This window comes from Caulobacter sp. (genome assembly GCF_039596335.1).
Taxonomy (GTDB): Bacteria; Pseudomonadota; Alphaproteobacteria; order Caulobacterales; family Caulobacteraceae; genus Caulobacter.
On record NZ_JBCNJZ010000020.1, the window covers coordinates 1 to 4,404 of the forward strand.

At 68.4% G+C, this 4,404-nt stretch carries 3 protein-coding genes; all 3 read left to right on the top strand.

What is annotated here, in order from left to right; all coding sequences use genetic code 11:
* Positions 1-327: 327 nt before the first annotated feature.
* The 3 genes from ABDW31_RS25125 to copD all read left to right on the top strand — a co-directional run bounded on the left by ABDW31_RS25125 (position 328) and on the right by copD (position 4,058).
* Complete coding sequence (locus ABDW31_RS25125) at positions 328-2,676, top strand: heavy metal translocating P-type ATPase (protein WP_343699823.1); 2,349 nt, start codon at positions 328-330, stop codon at positions 2,674-2,676.
* Between the two features lie 89 nt (positions 2,677-2,765).
* On the top strand, positions 2,766-3,128 hold the full coding sequence (gene copC / locus ABDW31_RS25130) for a copper homeostasis periplasmic binding protein CopC (RefSeq protein WP_168077130.1): 363 nt from the start codon (positions 2,766-2,768) through the stop codon (positions 3,126-3,128).
* 3 nt (positions 3,129-3,131) lie between these two features.
* A complete protein-coding gene (gene copD, locus ABDW31_RS25135) occupies positions 3,132-4,058 on the top strand; it encodes a copper homeostasis membrane protein CopD (RefSeq protein ID WP_343699824.1) in 927 nt (308 codons plus the stop codon).
* Positions 4,059-4,404 lie beyond the last annotated feature (346 nt).

The following is a 4,404-nucleotide window of genomic DNA, read 5'->3' on the forward strand; positions in this document are numbered from 1 at the left end:
CGCCAGCGACAGATCAGGTGGCGTTCTTCAATCGTGATATGGTCGTAGCGCGATCCCATGTGAAAAATCTCCGTGGACGTAAGTCCATAAAAACCCTCACAAATCGCACTTCAAAATAGAATCCGCCAATATTTGATAAAATGGCGTCTAATAAAGATTATCGGAAATCGCGCTCAGCCAGGGAGCGACGCCAACTGGGTAGCGAGCGAAATCGGCTTCTCCGACAATTGACAAGCCAACAGTAGGCGTCGCCGTTTGATCCAGCGCAACGAGGGATAGCTTCGAGCCATGCGTATTGCGAATGATCGTATCGCATGGAGAGAAGTGATGACCGGTTCGAACTCGCACCAAGGCCATCACCCTGCCCCTGGCGCCCCAGCCGGCGAGCATCGCGATCCCGTCTGCGGCATGAGCGTGGATCCGGCCACCGCCCCGGAGCACCGACTGCACGCGGGCCAGCATTTCCACTTCTGCTCGGCCGGCTGCGCTCGCAAGTTCGACGCCGAGCCCGAACGTTACCTGCAAGACGCCGCCACGCCGAAGGCCGCATCGTCCGAGGCCACGCCGGGCGCGATCTATACTTGCCCGATGCACCCAGAGATCCGGCGGTCCGGCCCGGGCAGCTGCCCGATCTGCGGCATGGCCCTGGAGCCGCTGACCGTCACCGCCGACAGCGGACCCAATCCCGAACTGCGCGACATGACGATCCGTTTCTGGATCGGCCTGGCCCTGGCCTTGCCCGTCTTCGCGCTGGAAATGGGCGGCCACGTCGGACTGATGGCGCTTCACCTGGCGCCAGGGGTTTCCAATTGGGTCCAATTGGCCTTGGCCACACCCGTGGTGCTGGGCTGCGGCTGGCCCTTCTTCGAGCGCGGCGCGCGCTCGCTGGCGACGCGTCAGCTCAACATGTTCACGCTGATCGCGATGGGTATCGGCGTGGCCTGGACCTACAGCGTGGTCGCCACCCTCGCGCCTCAGCTCTTCCCGGCCGCCTTCCGCCGTCCCGACGGCTCGACGCCGATCTATTTCGAGGCCGCCGCGGTGATCACGGTCCTGGTGCTGCTGGGCCAGGTCCTTGAGCTGCGCGCCCGCGAGAACACCTCTGGCGCGATCAAGGCCCTGCTGGACCTGTCGCCCAAGACCGCGCGCCGCATGTTCGACGGCGAGGATTTCGAAATTCCCGTCGAGGACATTCAGGTCGGCTTCCACCTGCGCGTCCGCCCCGGCGAGAAGATCCCCGTCGACGGCCGGGTGCTGATGGGCGAGGCCTCGGTCGACGAGTCGCTGGTGACGGGCGAGTCCATGCCGGTCCACAAATCGCCGGGCGACAAGGTGATCGGCGGCGCGCTGAACAAGACGGGCTCTTTCCTGATGATCGCCGACAAGGTCGGCGCCGACACCTTGCTCTCGCAGATCGTGGCGATGGTGGCCGAGGCCCAGCGCAGCCGCGCGCCCATCCAGCGCATGGCCGACCGGGTATCGGGCTGGTTCGTGCCGGCCGTCATGCTCGTCGCCCTGATCGCCTTCGGCGCGTGGGCGGCGTTCGGTCCGCCGCCGAGCATGGCCTTCGCGCTGGTGGCGGCGGTCTCGGTCCTGATCATCGCCTGTCCCTGCGCCCTGGGGCTGGCCACGCCGATCTCGATCATGGTCGGTGTCGGCCGCGGCGCGGCCGCCGGCGTCCTGATCAAGAACGCCGAGGCCCTGGAGCGCTTCGAGAAGATCGACACCCTCGTCGTCGACAAGACCGGCACGCTTACCGAAGGTCGACCGGCCGTCACGGCGATCCGCCCGGCGGCGGGGTTCACGGAGGAGGAGATCCTGCGCCTGGCCGCCAGCCTGGAGCGGGCCAGCGAGCATCCGCTGGCCGACGCGATCGTCCGAGCCGCGGCGGCGCGGGAGCTGCCGCTGTCGCATCCCGAAGACTTCGACTCGCCCGTGGGCAAGGGCGTGGTCGGCAAGGTCGAGGGGCGCGTCCTGGCGATCGGCTCGGCCCGCTTCCTGGACGAGCAAGGCGTGGCGTCGGCGCCGCTCGCCGACCAGGCCGACGCGCTGCGCCAGGACGGCGCCACGGCGATCTATGTCGCCATCGACGGAGCGGTCGCCGCCGTGCTGGCCATCGCCGACCCGGTCAAGCCGACCACCCAGAAAGCCGTCGAAGCCCTGAAGGCGGACGGCGTGCGCGTGGTCATGCTGACCGGCGACAACCGCACGACCGCCCAGGCCGTCGCCAAGCGGCTGGGCATCGACGAGGTCGAGGCCGACGTCCTGCCCGACGAGAAGGCCGCCGTGGTCAAGCGCCTGCGGGCCGAAGGCCGCAAGGTCGCCATGGCGGGCGATGGCGTCAACGACGCGCCGGCCCTGGCGGCGGCCGAGGTCGGCGTCGCCATGGGCGCGGGCTCGGACGTCGCCATCGAGAGCGCGGGGGTCACGCTGCTGCACGGGGACCTGGAGGGCCTGGTCAAGGCCCGGCGCCTCTCGCGGGCGGTGATGGGCAACATCCGGCAAAACCTGTTCTTCGCGTTCGCTTACAATGTCGCGGGCGTGCCGATCGCGGCGGGGGTGCTCTATCCCGTGTTCGGCTGGCTTCTGTCGCCCGCGATCGCGGCGGCGGCCATGGCCCTGTCCTCGGTCAGCGTCGTCGGCAACGCGCTGCGCCTCCGGGCGGTGCGGCTTTAGGCGCTGAATGGCGCGGGCGTTGTTGAGGGGTTGGGCCGCCGCCCGCGTAGGGACTTAGGACAAAGTCGCCCTTCAACAGGACCCGCCCCATGACCTATCGCGCTTTCCTCGCCACCGCCGTTCTGTCGGCCTCGATCCTGGCCGGCGGCCAGGCCAGCGCCCACGCCAAGCTGGTGGCCTCCGACCCCGCGGCCAACGCCACGGTCGCCGCACCCAAGACGATCCGCCTGACCTTCAATGAAAAGCTCGCCCCGGCCTTCTCGAGCTTCGAGCTGGCCATGGCCGACGGGATGAAGACGTCGGTCAAGACCACCGTCTCGGCCGACCACAAGACGATCACGGGCGTGCCCAAGGGTCGGCTGATGGCGGGCGCCTACAAGCTCACCTGGCATGCGGCCGCCGCCGATGACGGCCACCGCATGGATGGAACCCTGACCTTCACGGTGAAGTAGCCGATGGAGACCGCGGTCGTCCTCGTTCGCTGGGCGCAATATGTGACGAGCTTCGTCCTGGCGGGCGGGGCACTCTTCGCGCTCTACGCCCTGCCGGCAGCGGGTCCGTCCAGCGCCGTGGCGCTGGGCTGGCCGCGTCGGCTTCTGGCGGGCTGCGCCGCGTTGCTGGTCGTGGCCAGTCTCCTGGGTCTTGTGCTGCAAACGGCCGTGGTCGCTGGGTCGCTTTCCGCGGCGCTGGATCCCTCGATCCTGACCTCGGTGATCAGCGAGATGGCGATGGGCGCAGCCTCACTCGCGCGGGCCCTGGCCGCGGTCGTGGCGCTGCACGTGCTTCTGCTCGCGCCGCCCGGCCGGGCCGCCTGGATCGCCGCGTCAGCGCTCGGCGCCGTCGCAGCGGCGAGCATGGCCTGGATGGGTCATGGCGCGGCCACGGAGGGTCCGGGCGGGGGCCTGCACCTGGTGGCCGACATCGCCCACCTCGCGGCGGCCGCCGTGTGGGTCGGCGCCCTGGTGTTCTTTCTCGGGCTGGCCGGGGTCAGTCGGCGTGACGCGCGACAGGCGCCGACCTTCCATGCCGCCTTGGCGGGCTTTTCGGGCATCGGTTCGGGCGTCGTCGCCGTGCTGGTCGCCAGCGGCCTGATCAACAGCTGGTTCCTCGTCGGGCCCATGGGCGTTGCGGCTCTGGTCCGCACGCCCTACGGGCTTCTTCTGCTTCTCAAGCTCGTTCTCTTCGGCGCCATGGTCGTGCTGGCCGCCGCCAACCGGTTTCGCCTGACCCCGGCCCTGCGCGAAGCCCTGGTCGAGCTGGCGCCCCCCAGCACGGCGGTCAAGGCGCTGCGGCGCAGTCTCGTGCTGGAACTGAGCGCGGCGATGGCGCTTGTCGCCGTGGTCGCCTGGCTTGGGCGTCTCGCGCCGATCAGCGCGCAATAGCCGCAACGTTCAGAGCACCGGTTCGTGCGCCGGCTCGGGCGTGGGGCGCCGCGCGAAGGGATCGCGCCCCCGCAACCAGTTAGGGCTCACCTCAAGGTTTGTTCGCCAGAATACGCTAAATGGAACGAAACCAGCACGCTCTGATGGCGAGCATCCCTAGTAGCGGTTCACCGCTGGGCTGAAACTCACCTCAAGGCTTGTCTGCCCGAACACCCCTATGTGTAGCGGCGCGCAATAGTGAACGGCTCGACGCGAGATACAAGGCGTGTTTCGACGCATATTAGCTGAGACGTCTGTGCCTACTCGGCGCACATTGTGTGAGACTGAAACCACAATGGTTGAGACC

Coding starts and splice junctions, on each gene's coding strand:
- copD (WP_343699824.1), top strand. CDS start 3,132: ATGGAGACCGCGGTCGTCCTCGTTCGCTGGGCGCAATATGTGACGAGC.
- ABDW31_RS25125 (WP_343699823.1), top strand. CDS start 328: ATGACCGGTTCGAACTCGCACCAAGGCCATCACCCTGCCCCTGGCGCC.
- copC (WP_168077130.1), top strand. CDS start 2,766: ATGACCTATCGCGCTTTCCTCGCCACCGCCGTTCTGTCGGCCTCGATC.